We start from the raw sequence: 16,051 nt of genomic DNA on the forward strand, positions 1-16,051 counted from the left end.
CGATGAGCCGTCAGGCGCCCGGATAGTTGCCGCCGCCGTGGGCGGCGTCCAGGGCGTCGTAGTCCGGAGTGAAGCCGCGCTTGGGGATCGCGTCGACGAACGCCACCTCGCGCGGCTTCTTGTAGGAGGCGAGCGCGCTCTTGACGTGCTCGATGAGGTCGTCGGCCGTGGCCGCGGCGCCCTCCTTGAGTGCCACCACCGCCTTGACCGCCTGGTGCCAGGTGGCGTCGGGCACGCCGATCACGGCGGCGTCGGCGACGGCCGGGTGGGCCTTGAGCGCGCGTTCGACCTCGGCCGGGTAGACGTTCTCGGCGCCGGACTTGATCATGCGCAGCCGGGGGCCGATGAAGGTGATCGTGCCGTCGGGCTCGCGACGGCCGAGGTCGCCGGTGTGATGCCAGCCGTACGCCGACTTCGCCGCATTTAAGTCTGGTCGGGCGAAATATCCGGAAAAGAGGGTCTTGCCGCGGGCGCAGATCTCGCCCACCTCGCCCGCCGGCAGCTCGGCGCCGTCGGGGGCCAGGATGCGGACCTGGACCAGCGGCGACGGCCGCCCGGCGAAGCCCGCGGCGCCCGGGGCCAGGCCGAGGAAGGTGAGCATGCCGCCGACCTCCGTCTGCCCGTATCCGCCCATCTTGGACCGGCACCAGGGGGAGTCGTCCACGGTGATCATCGCGTCCCACTCCGCGGAGTGGGAGACGAACCTCAGGGACGACAGGTCGTACTTGCCGCCGGTGTTCGCCTTCGTCACGGCGTCGATCATCTGGCCGAACAGGAACGCCTGCGTGACCCGCTCGGCGTCGATCAGGCGGCACACCTCCTCGGCGTCGAAGGCGGGGGTGAAGACGTTCGTGCCGCCGATCTGGAGGGTGGCCAGGCAGAACATCATCGTGCCGACGTGGAAGAGCGGCCCGTTGTTGAGGAAGGTGAAGCCGGGCTCCATCTGGCGCACCACGAGCAGGGACGCGCCGTGGGCCAGCAGGGCCGCGCTGCTGAGGAGCGCCGCGTTGGGGCGGCCGTCGAAGGCGGCGGTATAGAGGGCCAGCACCGGCTCGGTGTCCTCGACGGGCGGGAAGTCCCTGGCGGTGCCGCTCTCGACCAGCCGCTCGTAGCCGGGCCCGGCCTCCACCCAGAGCGCCGTGCCCTCGCTCAGGGCCATGGTGGAGTCGGACGGCTCCCGTACGACCACGCGCGGCGTCAGGTCCTCGACCACGAAGCGCAGCTCGTCCGCCGACTGCCGCCAGTTGGCCGGGCAGAAGATCGCCCCCAGCCGCGAGCACGCCAGCAGCAGCTCCAGCACCGCGTGCGCGTTCTGGCCGAGCCAGAGCACGCGTTCGCCGGCCGTCACGCCCGCCCCGGCGAGGGCGTCCGCGAGGCGGCCGACCCGCTCGTCCAGCTCGGGGTAGGTGAGCCGCACCTCCCCGTCCACCACCGCCGTCACCTGGGGGCGGCTGCGCGCGTGCTCGGCGAGTACGTCGGACAGCGACAGGCTGTGGATCATCGCAGCTCCTGGGAACGTCAGTGGAACGCGGGCATGACCTCGGCGGCGAAGAACCGCATGACCTTCTTCATCTCCTCCAGCGGCATCGGCCGGGTGCTGCCGAAGTCGCACAGGAGGTTGGCGAACCCGGCGTCCCGCAGCAGTGAGATCTGGTCGATGACCCGCGCCGGGTCGCCGATCACCTCCAGCTGCTCCCAGCGGAAGTCGGCCGACACGGAGCCGCCCTTGAGGTAGCGGTCCTGGTAGTACTCGAAGCCCTGCGCGGCCTTGCCCGTCTTCGGGTCGATCGGCGCGCTGCGCTCGTTGAAGATCCGCGACCGGTCGAAGGACGCCTCGAACCTGGCCTGGTCCTCGCGGGCCTGTTCGACCGTCGGCGCCACGTAGACGCTCCGCGCCACCACCAGCTCGTTCCCGTTCGCGTGCCCCGCCTGGGCGGCCGTCTCCTGCCAGGTCTCGGCCGCCTTGACGACCTTGCGGAACGTCGCCGCCGGGTCGGCCAGGATGGGCAGCCCGCGCTCGCCGTACATGGTGACGGTCTCGGGGGAGACGGCGGCCACGTGGATCGGCGGGTGCGGCGCCTGGAGGGGGCGCGGTGTCAGCGACACCTCGGCGCCGGTCTTGTAGAACTTGCCCTCGTGCTGGAACGTCTCCTGGGTCCACAGGCCCAGGATCACCTCCAGCGCCTCGTTGAACCGGTCGCGGGCCTCGGCCAGGTCGATGCCGAAGCCCTCGAACTCGAAGCTCTGGTAGCCGCGCCCGATCCCGAGATCCAGCCGGCCGCCCGAGAGCACGTCCACCAGCGCGGCCTCCTCGGCCACGTGGATCGGGTTGTGCAGGGGCAGCACCACGATGCCCGTGCCCAGGCGGATGCGCGAGGTGCGGGCGGCCGCGTGGGCGAGCATGGTGAACAGGTTCGGCGCGACCCCGTAGTCGCGGAAGTGGTGCTCGGCCAGCCGTACCCCGTCGAACCCCAGTTCCTCGGCCAGCTCGATGAGCTCCAGGTGGTAGTCGTAGACGTCCTTGAAGCTCTGCCCGTCGAACCGGTGGAAGAGGTGGAAGGTCGAGAACTTCATGCGGCGGCCCCTCAGTGGTTAACCAAGCGCTCGCTTGGGAGCGTACCACGGGCCCCGTTTCCTAGGCGAGGGCGGTGAGCAGCCCCATCGTCAGGGCGGTGCGCTCGGGAATGTGCTCGACCAGCACGTGCTCGTGCCGCGCGTGCGCGCCGTCGCCGACCGCGCCCATGCCGTCGAGCACCGGGCGGCCCAGCGCGGAGATGAAGTTGCCGTCGCTGGCCCCGCCGACCGCCGTCTCCTCCAGTTCCCAGCCGAACCCGGCTGCCACCGCCCGCGCCTCCTTGAACAGCCGGCGTGAGGGCGGGTTGGGCGTCATGGGCGGCCGGTTCCAGCCGCCGGTCACCGTGACCGTCACGCGCGGGTCGGAGGCGCGCAGGCCGGCGAACACCTCGTTCATACGTTCCATCTCCGGCGCCTGCGCGACCCGGACGTCGATGCCGCAGGTGGCGCGGCCCGCCGCGACGTTGCGCCCGGTGCCGCCGCTGATCAGCCCGACGTTCAGGGTGGTGCCGAGCTCCCGCGCGTCGGACCCGGCGAGGTGGGTGACGAGCTCGGCCAGCGCGTGGATGGCGCTCGCGCCCGAGTCGGGGTCGAGCCCGGCGTGCGCCTCGACACCCTTGACCGTCACCTCGAACAGCCCGACGCCTTTGCGCGCGGTCTTGAGCACGCCGTCCACCGACGCCTCGAAGACCAGGCTCGCCAGCGCGTCCGCACTGGCGGCCTCGATGTGGCGCCGGGAGAACAGGCTGCCGATCTCCTCGTCGCCGTTGAACAGGTAGGTCAGGCTCGGGTGCGGCAGACCGAGCTCGCGCAGGCCCCTGAGCGCCCAGACCGACTGCACGAGCCCGGTCTTCATGTCGAACACGCCCGGCCCGGTGATCCTTCCGTCCGTCATGGTGAACGGCCAATCCGCGAGCGTCCCCGTCGGCCAGACGGTGTCGTAGTGGGCGAGCATGAGCACGGTTCCGGGGGCGGTGCCCCGATAGGTCAGCTCCAGAACGTCGCCGTACTGGCCGCCGTCGTGCACGACCGCCTGGTCCGGCACGCCGAGCCGCTCCTCCACCAGGGCGCGGACGGTGCTCAGCCCTCGGGTGAGCATGGCCTTGTCGTAGCTGTGGGTCTCCAGCTCGACGACCGTCCTGAGGTCGTCGAGCATCGCGGGCAGGACTTGGCTGGTCCAGCGTGTGATGGGCACATGAATCCCTTATCCAGGAGACATGACCCTGACACGCGACGCGAATGTGACAGTTACCATCCCCCCGGTACCATTCCCCCGGCGCTTACGCGGCCGGAGAGGCGGTCACCGTGGGCTCGCGCAGCGGCAGCCGTACCTCGAACCACGTGTCGCCGGGCGTCGACCGCGCCTTGAGCTCGCCGCCGTGCCGGCCCGCCACGATCCGGTACGAGATGTCCAGCCCGAGACCGGTGCCCTGGCCGACGGTCTTCGTGGTGAAGAACGGCTCGAAGATCCGATCCTTGATCGCGTCCGGTACACCGGGGCCGGTGTCGCCGATCTCGATGATCGCTTCGTCCTCGTCGTGCGCGGTGCGGATGGTCAGCGTGCCCTCCCCGTCCATCGCGTCGAGCGCGTTGTGGATGAGGTTCGTCCACACCTGGTTGAGCTCGCCGGCGTAGGCCGGGATCGCCGGCAGCGTCCGGTCGTAGTCGGTGACCACGGTGATGCCGGGCGGGATCTTGCCGCGGAAGATGGCGATCGTACTGTCGAGCAGGTCGTGCACGTCGCAGACCTGGAACGGCGCGCGGTCCATCTGGGAGTACTGCTTGGCCGAGGCGAGCAGCGAGGTGATCCGCTCCGTCGCCTCGGTCACCTCACCGAGCATCTGCGAGATCTCGACCGCCTCGGCCAGCCAGTGCACCGCGGCGCCCGCGTGCTCCTGGCCCACTTTCTTGTGCACCTTCTCCAGGTGCGCGCGGCTGAATCCGGCGTTCACCAGCGCTGGGGCCAGCTCCCACGCGTCGTCCACGCCGAGCTCCTCCAGGGCCTCGCCCAGGTCGTCCTCCGCGTCGGAGATCTCCATCGGCGAGCGCGGCGGCAGGTTGCCGACGGCGGCGGTGCACTGCTCCTGCATGTCGATCAGGGCCCGCAGCCGCTCCGGCGGGATGCCGTCCTCGGCGAGCTGGGCCAGCTGCACGCGGGAGGTCCTGATGAGCTTGCGCAGCTCGCTCACCGCCCGTACGGCCGCCGCCGACGGGTTGTTCAGCTCGTGGGTGAGCCCGGCGGTGATCGTGCCGAGCGCGGTCAGCCGCTGGCGGCGGTCGATGACCTCCCGCTGCATGCGACCGCCCGACAGCATGCCGTCGAGCAGGTGCATCGCCATCGGGAACCACTCGGCCACGATGTGCGCGAATTTCCTGGCCGGCAGCAGGAACATCCGGGAGGGCGCCGTGGCCCGCAGGCTGTGCTGGTAGCGCTCCGGGGCCCGGGCGCCGAGATAGGCGCTGGTGGCCCCGCCGTAGACACCCGGCTGGGCGCTGCGCGGCATGGCGACGGTCCCGGCCGTGACCGTCTCCTGGATCATCTGGATCTCGCCCTCGACCAGCACGGCGAAGCACTCCGCCGGGTCGCCCTGCTGGATGATGATCTCGTCCTGGGCGTAGTTGCGCATCTCGCCGCTGAGGGCCAGCTTGGTGAGCTGGTGGTCCGTCAGGCGCTCGAACAGGAAGAGCTTGCGGAGTTCGTCGATGTCGATCGTCATTGCTTCTCCAGGTAACGATGCACGAGCGCGACTGCCATCGCGCCTTCACCGACGGCGGAGGCCACCCGCTTGATCGACTCGGCCCGCACGTCACCCGCCGCGAGCACTCCCGGAACGTTCGTCTCCAGGAAGTACGGCTCGCGCCGGAGCGACCAGTTGCGTGGCCGCTTGCCGCCCTGCACCAGGTCCGGCCCGGTCAGCACGAACCCCTTGTCGTCACGTTCGATCGTGTCGCCGAGCCAGGAGGTGAAGGGCTCGGCGCCGATGAAGGCGAACAGCCACTGCGTCTCCGCCACCCACTCCTCGCCCTTCGTCGAGAGCGTGAGGCGCTCCAGGTGCCCGTCACCGGCGCCGCTGGTGATCTGCGTCTGGAAGTGCACCTCGATGTTCGGGAGCGCGGTGATCTGCTCGATGAGGTAGTGCGACATGGACTTCTCCAAACCGTCACCTCTCACCAACAAATGAACCTTGCTCGCAAATCCCGCCAGGTAGACGGCCGCCTGACCGGCCGAGTTGGCCGCGCCGACGATGTAGACCTCGCTGTCCTTGCAGGAGGGCGCCTCGGTCAGCGCCGCGCCGTAGAAGACGCCCCGGCCGACGAAGTCGTCCAGGCCGGGCGCGTCCAGGCGGCGATAGGTGACGCCGGTCGCCAGGATCACCGCGTGCGCGGCGATCTCGCCGCCCTCCTTGAACCCGACCACCCTGGCCTGACCGCGCGGCTCCAGATGGCTGACCTTCTGCGCGCTCAGCAGCTCGGCCCCGAACTTCAGCGCCTGCCTGCGCGCCCGGTCGGTCAGCTGCTGGCCGGACACGCCGTCGGGGAAGCCCAGGTAGTTCTCGATCCTGGAGCTCTGACCCGCCTGCCCGCCGGAGGCGTGCGCCTCGATCAGCACGGTGTTGAGCCCCTCGGAGGCGCCGTAGACCGCCGCGCCCAGCCCCGCCGGGCCGCCGCCGATCACGATCAGGTCGTAGAAGTCGGTCGCCGGCGTGGTCGACAGGCCCACGGCCGAGGCGAGCGACGCCTGGTCGGGCGACTGCATCGACACGCCGTCGGCGGTGACCACCAGCGGCAGCCGGCAGTCCGCGCCGACCGCCGCCACGAGCTCCGCGCCCTCCGGGTCCTCGGCCAGCAGCCACTGGTACGGCACGTGGCTGCGGGCCAGGAACTCCCGCACCTTGTACGACGGCGCCGACCAGCGGTCGCCCACCACACGCAGCTCGGCCACCTCGATGCGCTCGGTCCGGTGCCAGGCGTCCAGCTGACCGTCGATCACCGGATAGAACTTCTCCTCCGGCGGATCCCACGGCTTGAGCAGATAGTGGTCGAGGTCCACCACATTGATCGCCTGGATCGCGGCGTCCGTGTCCGCGTAGGCGGTCAGCAGCACCCGGCGCGCATATGGATACATGTCCATCGCCGCCTCAAGGAACTGCACCCCGTTCATCTGCGGCATCCGGTAGTCCGCCAAGATCGCGGCCACGTCGTCGCCGCGCAGCCGCATCTCCTTCACCGCCTCCATGCCCTGGTCGGCGGCCTCCGCCCGGACGATTCTGTACTGCTGGCCGTAGCGGCGTCTCAGGTCGCGCGCGACCGCCCGCGATACACCCGGGTCGTCGTCCACCGTCACGATGACCGGCTTGTCCATGGCCCTACCTTCCCCACTTATGTCCCTTAGGGAAGGATGTCATGTTCTGCCAAGTCAGTGAGCGCTCACTACTAAGATGCGCCCATGAACACGCGCGATCGCATCATCGACGCCGCCGAGCACGCCATTCACGAGTTCGGCATGGCGGGGGCGACCACGAAACGCATCGCGTCGCAGGCGGGCTGCTCCGAGGCGCTGCTCTACAAGCACTTTCCGGGCAAGGAGGCGCTGATCCTGGCGGTGCTGCTCGAACGGCTGCCCGCGCTCGCCCCGGCGCTGGCCGCGCTGCGCGGGCGCGTCGGGCAGGGTGACCTGGCGGCCAACCTCACCGAGTTCGCGCTGGCGGCCGTCGACTTCTACGGCCGGGCGGCCGCGATCGGCTCGGGGATGATGTCCGATCCGTCGCTGCTGAGTGGGTTCAGGAGCATGCTGGCCGCGACGGGCACCGGCCCGCACCTGCCGATCGAGGTGCTCGCCGAGATCCTGCGGGCCGAGCAGGAGCTCGGCAGGCTGGACGGCGCGATGGACGCCGGGGCCGCCGCCTCGCTGCTGATGGGCGCCTGCTTCCACCGCGCCCACCTGGCCTTCTTCACCGACCCGCGCCAGCCGGCCGACGTGTGGGCCGCCGCGATCGTCGCGACCCTGATCAGGCGATGACGCGGCTCTCGCCCCCGTCGACCAGCGTCGCGGTCAGGCGATCACGCGGCTCTCGCCCCCGTCGACCAGCATCGAGATCCCGTTCACGAACGAGGCCCGCTCGCTGGCCAGGAACGCCACCACGTCCCCCACCTCCTCGGGACGCCCGACGCGCCCCACCGGCACGCCGCCTGCCCGCGCGGCCAGGCCCTCGTCGCCGCCCGCCAGCTCACGCAGCCGCTCGGTGTCGATCGGGCCGGGCAGCACGTTGTTGACCAGGACCCCGTCGCCGCCGACCTCGCGGGCCAGCGTGCGCACGATCCCGGCCACGGCGGAGCGGGTCGCGTTCGACAGGGCCAGGCCGTCGATCGCCTGGCGCACCGACCCGCTGGTGATCGTGACGATGCGGCCCCAGCCGCGGGCGCGCATCTCCGGCAGCACGGCGTACATCAGGCGTACCGTGCCGAGCAGGTTGCGCTGCACCGCGACGTCCCAGTCGCCCAGTCCGGCGTCCACGAACCGGCCCGGGGGCGGCCCGCCCGCGTTGGCCACCAGGATGTCCATGGGGCCGAGCACGTCACGCGTCTCGGCGACCACCCGCACCGCGGCGTCGTGGTCCTCCACGTCCGCGAGCACGGCGTGCACCACGCCGCCGAACTCCTGCAGCTCGACCACCGCGTCGGCCAGCCGTTCCGGATTGCGCGCGCTGACGCAGACGGCACAGCCCTCTCGCGCCAGGCTCTTGGCCGCCGCGAGGCCGATGCCCGCGCTGCCTCCGGTGACCAGTGCGACCTTGCCCTTGATGCCCAGATCCATGAAGGTGACTATAGGTCGTCAGGTGCTCCGTATCCGTGAGAGCTTGTCCGGGTTGAGCAGACCGTACAGGCCGTGGATGCGGCCGTCGCGGATCTCGATGGCTGGAAGCGGTCGCGGCCCCCGCCAGGCGCGCCGTGGCGCGGTGGTGCAGCTGGCGGCGTTGGCGAGCGAGCAGCCGACGATCTCGGCAATCTGCTCGTACGGCAGCTCGAACGCCTCCCGCAGCACGAACACGGCCCGCTCGGGCGGCGTCAGGCGCTCCATCAGGTCACCAGGAACGCGCGGGGCTCCCTGATCTCGGCGTGCTCCGTGGCCTGCCAGCGCAGCCACGCCTCCTGCACCACGTCTTCGGCGTCCCACATGCTGCCGAGCAGGCGGTAGGCCAGCCCGAGCAGCAGCGGGCGGTATTCCTCGAAGTCCACCACGGCATCATGCCGCGACAGCGAGGAGGGGCGGTCGCCAAGGCCGCGGCTAGAAATGCCGGGTCAAGCATGATGAGGTTGGGACGTGGCGAGAAATCTGATTCTTTCGGGAGGCCTGTTCCATGACTTCGAGGCCACGTCGGCGGTGCTCGCCGAGGTGCTCGCCGGGGTGGGGATCGAATCCGAGATCACCGAGGACATCGCGGGCGCGCTGAGCGAGCCGTCGGAGGTTCAGCTCATCACCGTCAACGCGCTGCGCTGGCAGATGGGCCTCGACCGCTTCGCCGACCTGCGTGACGAGTGGCGCTTCGAACTGCCCGCCGAGGCCCGCACCACCCTGCTCGACCACCTGGACCGGGGCGGCGGGCTGCTGTGCATGCACACGGCGTCCATCTGCTTCGACGACTGGCAGGGCTGGCCACGCGTGCTGGGCGGCTGCTGGACCTGGCCCAAGTCCCACCACCTGCCGCTGGGCTGGACCGGGGTACGCGTGCACGGCGGCCACCCGATCGTCGAGGGGCTGCGCGACTTCGACCTGGTGGACGAGGTCTACAGCGACCTCGACGTGCTGCCGGACGTGCGGCCGCTCGCCTCGTCGGCCAGTGGTCAGCCGCTGGTGTGGGCGCGGCCGGTGCGGCGGGGGCGGGTCGTGTACGACGCGCTGGGGCACGACGTCAGGTCCTACGAGAACGAGATCCACCGCACGCTGCTGCAACGGGCCGCCCTGTGGCTGCTGAAACGCCCGGTGGCCGTGACCGACTGAGCCCTTACGCGCCGGCCACGAAGCAGCGGATGGCCTTGGCCAGTTCGTCCGGGACGTCCTCGGCCAGGTGGTGGCCGCTGTCCAGGGCGTGGCCGCGCACGTCGGACGCCCACGCGCGCCAGACCGCCAGCGGATCGCCGTACAGATCCTCCATGTCATCCCTTGTCGCCCAGAGGAAGAGCACCGGGCAGGCGACGCGCCGCCCGGCGGCCCGGTCCGCGTCGTCGGCCGCCCGATCGACACCGAGGCCCGCCCGGTAGTCCTCGCACATCGCGTGTACGGTCTCGGGGTCGTGGATCGCCCGGTGGAAGTCCTCGTACGCCTCGGCGCCCATCTGCTCCGGCCCCGCGCCGTACCAGGCGTCAGGGTCGGCGTTGATCACGCGTTCCGCCGGTTTGGCGGTCTGGCCCAGGAAGAACCAGTGCCACCACCGGGCCGCGAAGCCGGCGTCGCAACGGGCGAGGGCCTCCCCGATGGGCACACTGTCCAGCACGACGAGATGCGTGACCGCGTCGGCGTGGTCGAACGCCAGCCGCTGGGCCACATACGCCCCGCGGTCGTGACCGACGACGGCGAACCGATCGTGGCCGAGCGCACGCATCAGCGCGACCATGTCCCCGGCCATCGCGCGCTTGGAGTACGGCGCGTGATCGGCGGTCGTCGGCGGCTTGGACGAGCGCCCGTAGCCCCTGAGGTCGGGGCAGACCACGGTGTGGTCGGGGGCGAGCAGCGGGGCCACCCGGTGCCAGGTGGCGTGCGTGCGCGGGTGGCCGTGCAGCAGCAGGACGGGCGGCCCGGAGCCGCCGTGGCGGACGAACAGCTCGGCCTGGCCCACGTCGATCCGGTCGGTCACGAAGTCGTCGAACATCCGCCCGCGCCTACCCCGGCTGACCGCTTCCATCCACATTCTCCGGAACGCTCGGATTTTCGGGAACGCCGCCGACCCGGCGCGCCGACTCCGACTCGTGGGCCAGGCGGCGCAGGGCGTCGAAGGCCCTCCCGTACAGGACCGTGCCCAGCACCAGCGCCTCGACGGCGGCCTCGCGCGGCCCGTCGAACGGCACCGTGTCCATCTCCACCTCGGTCACGAGTCGCTGAGCCGTCTGGGCATAGACCGTCAGGTCGCTCGACAGGCCCAGCTGGCCCAACCTGATGACGGTCTGGGTCAGCTCGTCCCGCGCGGGGGCGGTGGCGGCGACGTCCCAGCCCAGCTCCTCGATGAGCAGGTCGACCTGGCCGCGGGCCGCGTCCCACTCCTCACCGGGCTCCGGCTCGATGGTGGGGCCCAGGGCGTACTGGGCGGTGCCGAGCATGTGGTGCACCGAGAGCGACTCGTCCTCCACCGCCTCGATGACCTGCTTGATGGCGGCGACGGGCAGCCGGCCCACTTCGAGCAGCGCCCTGATCAGGCGGAGTCTGCGCAGGTGGGAGTCGTCGTACTCGGCTCTGGTGGCCGCGAGTTGCCGGCCCTGGTGCAGCAGGCCCTCGCGGAGGTAGTACTTGATCGTCGCGATCGCCACACCGGACTCGACACTCAGCTCCGAAACGCGCATCGCTAGATAATAGCGCTATCCAGAGCGTGCGAGATGCCGGGCCGCGTGTACGAGGTCGTCCACGTCGGCCTGCCGGTTCCAGAGGAACACCACCTCAAGGGGCGGAATCTCCTCGGCGACGGGGATGAAGGTGAGGCGTTCCGGCACCGGAAGGCCGCCGCGCACGCAGAGCGTGTAGCCGGCGCCCGACTCGACCATGGCGACGGCCGCGTCATGGGTGGGCGCCCCGGGGCCGAGCCGAGGATGCAGGCCGAGCCGGACGAACCCTTCGAGGAACCGGCGCGCACCCGCCACCGCGTCGGATTCCGGCATGACGAGCGGCTCCGTCGCCAGATCGGCGAGCCGCAGCCGCTCGACCGAGGCCAGCCGGTGATCGCGGGGGAGCAGGGCGAGCACCTGAGCCCGCTGGACGAGCATCCGGGCCACGCCCCTGGGCAGCGAGCCGGGGGAGTACCCGAGCCCGGCCTGGAGGGTTCCGTCCATGATGGAGATGATCTGCTCGGCCGTGCACATCGGCGCGACCCGCAGCCGCGACTCCTGAACCTGCGACAGGAGCCGGGCCACCACATCCCCCAGCCCGTCGGCGACCCCCAGGCGTACCGTCTGCCCCTTGCCCCGAGCGGCGGCCACGGCCCGTTCGAAGGCGTCGACGGCCACCGTGGCCTGGGCCAGGAACACCTCACCCGCCTCGGTGAGCCGCACCCCGCTGGACGAGCGGGTGAACAGCTCGACGCCGATCTCCTTCTCCAGCGCCCTGAGCTGCTCGGAAAGGGTGGGCTGGGCGATGTGGAGCACGGTGGCCGCACGGCGCAGGCTGCCCGCACGGGCGATGGTGATCGCGTAGCGTACGTGGCGTAGATCCATCGCTCACCTCGAGGTGATGGGGATGGGCTATCGTCGCACCTCCGTATTACAGAACGGACTAGCTGCTGTGAAGGGGTTCAGTCACCACGGGGTGACTGTTTCCGCGGCCGGTTGGTCAGTGTCTCGCGCGGTCGTCGGCGGGGAGACGCCGAGCAAGCGCTTGTGTGGAAACCGCCGCCGCGTTAGCGTGACGGGCGAGCACCACATGCGTCACCCGCCGGGGTGGATCGCGCCCCGCCCCGGCGAGTGACCCGATGCCCGTCAGCCGGGCAGGAGGTGGGCATGCAGCCCTTCGCCGGCCGGGCGGCCGTGGCCGGTGTCGGCATGACCGCGCTGACGCGCGAGTCCGGCCGCACCGAGCTCGACCTGGCGGTCGAGGCCTGCCGTACGGCGTGCGCCGACGCGGGCATCGCGCCCACAGAGGTGGACGCGGTCCTGAGCTACCACATGAACGACTCGGCCCCCGTCACCCAGGTCGCCCGCGCGCTGCGCATCGATCGGCTGGGCTGGCACAACGACATCGCCGGAGGCGGCACCCAGGCCGCCTCGATCCTGGGCGACGCGGCCATGCTGATACACGCCGGTTTAGCGCGAAATATCCTGATCTATCGGGCGCTTAACGGCCGCTCCGGCAAGCGCATGAACACCGTCTCCACCGGTCCCCAGGAGCGGTTCACCTACGGCATGGCCGGCCCGATCCCGCTCTTCGCCCTGGCCGCGACCCGCTACCTGCACGACACGGGCCTCGGCCCCGAACACCTCCACGCCGTCGTCGCCCAGTCCAGGGACAACGCCAAGACCAACCCCCGCGCCCTGCGCCGGGAGCCGCTGTCGTACGAGGAGTACCTGGCCAGACCGTACGTCTGCACCCCGCTGCGGACCGCCGACTGCTGCCAGGAGACCGACGGCGCGTGCGCGCTGCTGGTCAGCGGCGTGCTCGGCGGCCCGCGCATCCAGGCGGTGGTACGCGGCGGCGGCCCCGGCTGCTCCTCGATGGACCGCGCGCCGGACGTGAGCGCCGTCTTCTCCGAGTACGTGGCCCCCATGCTGTGGGAGGCGTCGGGCATGCGGCCGTCGGACGTGGACGCGGCGCTGCCCTACGACGCCTACTCCTGGCTGGTCCCTCGGCAACTGGCGGACTTCGGCCTGGTCCGCCGCGAGGACCTGGGCCCGTACCTGCTGGAGCGGCGGCACGCCTGGATCAACCCGCACGGCGGCCTGCTGTCGGAGGGCTACGTGCACGGCCTGAACAACGTGGCGCAGGCGGTCCGGGAGGTGCGCGGCGGCCGTGAGGTGGCGCTGGCGACGGGCTTCGGCGGCAGCTACGGAAGCGCGGCGCTCCTGGTGGGGTAGAAGGGTGCGCAGGCCATCAGGACCGGCGGTCGGGTTAGAGGGGTGCCCAGGCCGTCAAGAACCGGCCGTGAACGCCGCGTGCGAGGCCCGCCGGTCGGCCTCCGGCAGCAGGTCGCGCGCCGCCAGCCAGGCCGCCGCCCCCGCCGCGTCCCGCGCCGTGGCCACGCTCTCACCGGCCAGCAGCTCGCGTACGGTTTGCCGTACCGGACCCTCGCTCGTCAGCACGCTCCCGGCGAGCACCACCGGCCCGGACCGGTGCACCCGCCGCACCGTGGCGGCCAGGTGCTCGGCGGCCTGGCGGGCGATGCCGAGCGCGAGCGGGTCGCCCGCTTCGGCGGCCTGGCTGACCAGCGCCGACAGGGCGGCCAGGCGCATGTGGTCGGCCTGCGCCAGCCGGACGATCCGATCGGCCACCTTGCGCGGCGTGGGGCCGCGCTCGGCCCCGAGAAAGTGCTCGACGACCAGCTCGACCAGCACGCCCTCCGAGGAGCCGCGGTCCAGCTCGGCGACGACGGCCTTGGCGCCCGCGCGGCCGATCCAGAAGCCCGATCCCGCGTCGCCCAGCAGCCAGCCCAGCCCGTCGGCGATCACGTCCAGCTCGTGGCCGGTGATCCGGGCCGCCACCGCCCCCGTCCCCGAGAGCAGCAGCGAGCCGTCCGGCTCGGGTGACCCCGCGACGTACGCGATCACCGTGTCGCCCATGAGCCGCGGCGCCGAGGCGATGCCATGCCCCGCCCACACCTTGGCCAGCGCCGGCACCATCTCGTCGACGAACCCCGAGATCCCGGCCAGCGAGGCGACGACCGACGAGGCGTCCAGCCCGGCCAGCGCCCCGGTGAGCGCGGTCTCGATCGCCGCCACCGCGTTCGCCAGGCCGTGGGCGCTCGGATTGCCCGCGCCCGCCTTGGCGTACCCGACGCGGGTGCCGTCGAGAGCGTGCACCGAGACGCGGGTGGAGGTGGCGCCGGCATCCACCCCGAGGGCGAGTCCGATGGTGAGCGAATTGGTCACGGTCCGATTGTGGGACTTGACTCCGCGGAGAAGCAAGAATAATTTTCGGCGGAAGACCGGGTATCCGGAAGGAATATTCGTGACTTCAGGGGCCCTCGGGCGTGTGGAAACAGAACTACCCGGTTTGCCGGAGGCGTTGCGCAGAGTCGGCGAGGTGATCCTCGGTGATCCGGCCGAGGCGGCCCGGTCGACCATCATCGCGCTGGCCGAGCGCGCGGGCAGCTCGCCCGCGACCGTGACCAGGTTCTGCCGGGCCTTCGGCTTCTCCGGTTACGCCGAGCTGCGCGTGGCGCTGGCCACCGAGACCGGCCGGGCCGCGCAGGCGGGCTGGGGCGCGGGCGTGGGGCACGAGATCGGGCCCGACGACCCGCTCGACTCGGCGATCGAGGTGATGGCCGCGGCCGACGCCCGGCTCATCCAGGACACCGCCGCCCAGCTCGACTCGGAGATCGTCGCCCAGGTGGCCGACGCCATCGTCGCCGCCCGCCGGGTCCTGCTCATCGGCGTCTCCACCAGCGGGAACGTCGCCACCATGTTCGAAGGCCGGCTGCGCCGCATCGGCATCCCGGGCTGGAGCGCGGGTGACGCGCACGTCGCGCTGTCGGACGCCGCGCTGCTCGGCGCGGGCGACGTCGCGATCGGCATCAGCCACCGGGGCCGGACCCGTGAGGTCATGGAGGCCCTGGCCGAGGCCGGCAGTCACGACGCCACCACGGTCGCCGTCACCTCGTTCGCCCGCTCGCCGCTCGCCGAGCTGGCCGACCTGGTGCTCACCACCGCGAGCAGGGAGACCACCTTCCGGCTCGGCGGCCTGGCGGCCGTCCACTCGCAGCTGTTCGTGCTCGACGCCGTCTATGTGGCGGTGGCCCAACGAACGTACGAGCGCACCAACGAGGCGTTCGGGCTCACGATCAGCGCCGTGGAGAGCCATCGGGTGGAGAGAGGCTGAATGACGTTCGCAACGAAGGCCCTGGAGCTGGCACACCAGGTCGTGGAGACACAGGCGGAGCCGGTACGCCGCGCCGCCGCGCTGCTCGTCGCGTCGCTCCGGGCGGGCGGCGTGGTCAACGCGTTCGGGTCCGGGCATTCCGAGGCGATCGCGATGGAGATCGCCGGCCGGGCCGGGGGATTGGTGCCCAGCAACCGGCTCACCCCGCGCGACCTCGTCCTGTACGGCGGTCAGCCGCCGAGCGTGCTCACCCCCGAGCTCGAACGCGATCCGGAGATCGCCCACCGGATCTACGAGCTGGCGCCCGTCGCGCCGCAGGACGTGTTCGTGCTGATCTCCAGCTCGGGCATCAACGGAGCCGTGGTCGAGCTGGCCACGCTCGTCAAGGACCGCGGCCATCCCCTGATCGCGCTGACCTCGGTCCAGCACAGCAGCCAGATGACCTCGCGCCACCCGTCGGGCAGCAAGCTGCTCGACCTGGCCGACGTCGTGCTGGACAACGGCGCGCCGTACGGGGACGCGATCCTCGAACTGCCGGGCGGCGGCGGTTACGGCGCGATCTCGACCGTCACCTCGGCGTTGCTCGCGCAGATGGTGGTCACCGAGGCGGTGGCCGTGCTCGTGGCGCTCGGCGAGACGCCGCCCATCTACCTGTCGGTCAACGTGGCCGGCGGCGACGAGCACAACAAGGCCCTGGAGAGCCGCTACGCAGGGCGGATCCGACGTGGAGCATGACTAGTCAGGAGT

17 protein-coding genes are annotated in these 16,051 nt (G+C 71.4%); 5 read left to right on the plus strand and 12 right to left on the minus strand.

Going from position 1 to position 16,051, the window contains the following annotated elements; translation table 11 throughout:
• Positions 1–10: 10 nt before the first annotated feature.
• The 5 genes from LDL49_RS39310 to LDL49_RS39330 all read right to left on the minus strand — a co-directional run bounded on the left by LDL49_RS39310 (position 11) and on the right by LDL49_RS39330 (position 6,937).
• Positions 11–1,501, minus strand: coding sequence for an AMP-binding protein (locus tag LDL49_RS39310; protein ID WP_225299275.1), 1,491 nt, complete (start codon positions 1,499–1,501; stop codon positions 11–13).
• A 17-nt stretch (positions 1,502–1,518) separates the two neighbouring features.
• Complete coding sequence (locus LDL49_RS39315) at positions 1,519–2,574, minus strand: LLM class flavin-dependent oxidoreductase (RefSeq protein ID WP_225299277.1); 1,056 nt, start codon at positions 2,572–2,574, stop codon at positions 1,519–1,521.
• 61 nt (positions 2,575–2,635) lie between these two features.
• Positions 2,636–3,769: a M20 family metallopeptidase gene (locus LDL49_RS39320; RefSeq protein ID WP_308016251.1), complete on the minus strand. Its 1,134-nt coding sequence runs from the start codon at positions 3,767–3,769 to the stop codon at positions 2,636–2,638.
• A gap of 85 nt (positions 3,770–3,854) precedes the next feature.
• Entirely contained in the window at positions 3,855–5,291 is a 1,437-nt protein-coding gene (locus LDL49_RS39325) for an ATP-binding protein (protein ID WP_225299279.1), read from the minus strand.
• The gene (locus LDL49_RS39330) at positions 5,288–6,937 is read right to left on the minus strand and encodes an NAD(P)/FAD-dependent oxidoreductase (protein WP_225299281.1); all 1,650 of its coding nucleotides are present in this window, start codon (positions 6,935–6,937) and stop codon (positions 5,288–5,290) included. The genes LDL49_RS39325 and LDL49_RS39330 overlap by 4 nt, the downstream gene beginning before the upstream one ends.
• Positions 6,938–7,021: 84 nt before the next feature.
• Between LDL49_RS39330 and LDL49_RS39335 the strand changes: the two genes are divergently transcribed.
• Positions 7,022–7,594 (plus strand): TetR/AcrR family transcriptional regulator, encoded by a 573-nt coding sequence (locus LDL49_RS39335; RefSeq protein ID WP_225299283.1) that lies wholly within the window; start codon positions 7,022–7,024, stop codon positions 7,592–7,594.
• A 33-nt stretch (positions 7,595–7,627) separates the two neighbouring features.
• Here LDL49_RS39335 and LDL49_RS39340 read toward each other — a convergent pair whose 3' ends face one another.
• The 3 genes from LDL49_RS39340 to LDL49_RS58710 are packed head-to-tail and all read right to left on the minus strand — an operon-like array spanning position 7,628 to position 8,811.
• The gene (locus LDL49_RS39340) at positions 7,628–8,389 is read right to left on the minus strand and encodes an SDR family oxidoreductase (protein ID WP_225299285.1); all 762 of its coding nucleotides are present in this window, start codon (positions 8,387–8,389) and stop codon (positions 7,628–7,630) included.
• 18 nt (positions 8,390–8,407) lie between these two features.
• Positions 8,408–8,653 carry a sigma factor-like helix-turn-helix DNA-binding protein gene (locus LDL49_RS58705; protein WP_308016252.1) on the minus strand — a complete coding sequence of 82 codons (246 nt, stop codon included), beginning with the start codon at positions 8,651–8,653 and terminating at the stop codon, positions 8,408–8,410.
• Positions 8,653–8,811: a sigma factor gene (locus LDL49_RS58710; RefSeq protein ID WP_308016253.1), complete on the minus strand. Its 159-nt coding sequence runs from the start codon at positions 8,809–8,811 to the stop codon at positions 8,653–8,655. The genes LDL49_RS58705 and LDL49_RS58710 overlap by 1 nt, the downstream gene beginning before the upstream one ends.
• Before the next feature lie 85 nt (positions 8,812–8,896).
• Between LDL49_RS58710 and LDL49_RS39350 the strand changes: the two genes are divergently transcribed.
• The gene (locus LDL49_RS39350) at positions 8,897–9,574 is read left to right on the plus strand and encodes a ThuA domain-containing protein (RefSeq protein WP_225299287.1); all 678 of its coding nucleotides are present in this window, start codon (positions 8,897–8,899) and stop codon (positions 9,572–9,574) included.
• 4 nt (positions 9,575–9,578) lie between these two features.
• Here the strand turns inward: LDL49_RS39350 and LDL49_RS39355 are convergent, their stop codons facing one another.
• The 3 genes from LDL49_RS39355 to LDL49_RS39365 are packed head-to-tail and all read right to left on the minus strand — an operon-like array spanning position 9,579 to position 11,991.
• The gene (locus tag LDL49_RS39355) at positions 9,579–10,442 is read right to left on the minus strand and encodes an alpha/beta fold hydrolase (protein WP_225299290.1); all 864 of its coding nucleotides are present in this window, start codon (positions 10,440–10,442) and stop codon (positions 9,579–9,581) included.
• A gap of 10 nt (positions 10,443–10,452) precedes the next feature.
• Positions 10,453–11,127, minus strand: a complete 675-nt coding sequence (locus tag LDL49_RS39360) for a MerR family transcriptional regulator (RefSeq protein ID WP_225299292.1) — start codon at positions 11,125–11,127, stop codon at positions 10,453–10,455.
• A gap of 15 nt (positions 11,128–11,142) precedes the next feature.
• Positions 11,143–11,991, minus strand: coding sequence for a LysR family transcriptional regulator (locus tag LDL49_RS39365; protein WP_225299295.1), 849 nt, complete (start codon positions 11,989–11,991; stop codon positions 11,143–11,145).
• A 276-nt stretch (positions 11,992–12,267) separates the two neighbouring features.
• Here LDL49_RS39365 and LDL49_RS39370 point away from each other — a divergent pair, with 276 nt between their 5' ends.
• Positions 12,268–13,344 (plus strand): beta-ketoacyl-[acyl-carrier-protein] synthase family protein, encoded by a 1,077-nt coding sequence (locus LDL49_RS39370; protein ID WP_372470528.1) that lies wholly within the window; start codon positions 12,268–12,270, stop codon positions 13,342–13,344.
• A 54-nt stretch (positions 13,345–13,398) separates the two neighbouring features.
• Here the strand turns inward: LDL49_RS39370 and LDL49_RS39375 are convergent, their stop codons facing one another.
• Positions 13,399–14,355, minus strand: a complete 957-nt coding sequence (locus LDL49_RS39375) for an N-acetylglucosamine kinase (protein WP_225299299.1) — start codon at positions 14,353–14,355, stop codon at positions 13,399–13,401.
• 79 nt (positions 14,356–14,434) lie between these two features.
• Here LDL49_RS39375 and LDL49_RS39380 point away from each other — a divergent pair, with 79 nt between their 5' ends.
• Both LDL49_RS39380 and LDL49_RS39385 read left to right on the plus strand, forming a co-directional pair.
• On the plus strand, positions 14,435–15,304 hold the full coding sequence (locus LDL49_RS39380) for a MurR/RpiR family transcriptional regulator (RefSeq protein WP_225299302.1): 870 nt from the start codon (positions 14,435–14,437) through the stop codon (positions 15,302–15,304).
• Positions 15,305–16,039: a sugar isomerase domain-containing protein gene (locus LDL49_RS39385; protein WP_225299304.1), complete on the plus strand. Its 735-nt coding sequence runs from the start codon at positions 15,305–15,307 to the stop codon at positions 16,037–16,039.
• The last annotated feature ends 12 nt before the right edge of the window (positions 16,040–16,051 follow it).

This window comes from Nonomuraea aurantiaca, assembly GCF_020215705.1.
GTDB classification, from domain to species: Bacteria; Actinomycetota; Actinomycetes; order Streptosporangiales; family Streptosporangiaceae; genus Nonomuraea; species Nonomuraea aurantiaca.